The sequence below is a fragment of the Actinoplanes philippinensis genome, from assembly GCF_900113015.1.
Classification (GTDB): domain Bacteria; phylum Actinomycetota; class Actinomycetes; order Mycobacteriales; family Micromonosporaceae; genus Actinoplanes; species Actinoplanes philippinensis.
The window spans coordinates 1-1,262 of sequence record NZ_FONV01000056.1 but is presented as its reverse complement, the minus strand read 5'-3'; the positions used below and the strand labels follow the sequence as shown (position 1 = coordinate 1,262).

The window sequence follows — 1,262 nt, the reverse complement described above, 5'->3', positions numbered from 1 at the left end:
GGGTTTCCTGCTTCATCGCCTGCTGCCCCGCACGGAGGTTCCCCCGTTGAGGTCTTACGCCGGCTCCACAGGCAGACACCGCCAGCCCGGCGGCCAGGATGTTCTTCGCCGCGTTGACGTCGCGATCGTGGCTGGCCCCGCAGGGACAGGTCCACGTCCGGATGTTCAGCGGCATCTTGTCAGCGATGGCTCCACACTGCGAGCAGACCTTGGACGACGGGTACCAGCGGTCGATCACGATCAGGTCCCGGCCGTACCAGTCGGCCTTGTAGGTCAGCAGGGAGCGGAAGTCGTGCCAGGCCGCGTCGCTGATGGCGCGGGCCAGCGTGTGGTTCTTGACCATATTGCGTACGGCCAGGTCCTCGATCACGATCGTTTGGTTCTCACGAACGAGTCGAGTGGTGAGTTTGTGCAGGGTGTCCCGTCTGCGGTCGCTGATACGGGCGTGAACGCGGGCGATCTTGAGCCGGGCCTTTGCCCGGTTGGCGGAGCCCTTGTCCTTGCGGGCCATCTCGCGCTGCGCACGGGCCAGCCGATTACGGTCGGCGCGCTCGTGGCGCGGGTTGGCGATCTTCTCCCCGGTCGACAGGGTGACCAGGTGGTCGAGACCGGCGTCGATACCGACGGCGGCCGTGGTGACCGGCCCCGGTTCGATGGTGTCTTCGCAGAGCAGGGACACGAACCAGCGGCCGGCGGAGTCCCGCGACACCGTCACGGTGGACGGCGACTGCCCGGCCGGCAGCGCCCTCGACCAGACGATGTCCAGCGGGGCGGCCATCTTGGCCAGGGTCAGCTCGCCGTTCGTCCAGCGGAACGCGGACGGGGTGAACTCGGCCGAGGCCCGGGACTTGCGTTTGGACTTGAAACGCGGATACCTGGCCCGTTTCTCCCAGAAGGCGGTGAACGCGCCCTGAAGGTGTCGCAGGCACTGCTGCAGCGGCACCGAGGAGACCTCGTTGAGGAAGGCCAGGTCCTCGGACTTCTTCCAGGCGGTCAGCATGGCGCTGGTGGCGTTGTAGTTGATCCGCTCGTGCCGCTGGTACCAGCCCTCGGTCCGGGCTTGCAACGCCAGGTTGTAGACCTTGCGCACGCACCCGAACGTCCGGTTCAGCAGGTCGGCCTGCTCCGGACTCGGGTGGAAGCGGAACTTGAAAGCCCGCTTCACGACGCGCCCGGACATGCTTCACAAGTTAGCACGCTTGTTTGCCACCACTTCTGCGGGCAGTCTGAGGGTGGACGCCGAGTTCGCCTTGACGGCGAAT

General features: G+C 66.5%; 1 protein-coding gene. It reads right to left on the bottom strand.

All coding sequences use genetic code 11. The features are described 5' to 3' along the window. A partial coding sequence (locus tag BM290_RS46950) for an RNA-guided endonuclease InsQ/TnpB family protein (protein WP_093622512.1) occupies positions 1 to 1,180 on the bottom strand: 1,180 nt, incomplete at its 3' end. Positions 1,181 to 1,262: the final 82 nt, after the last annotated feature.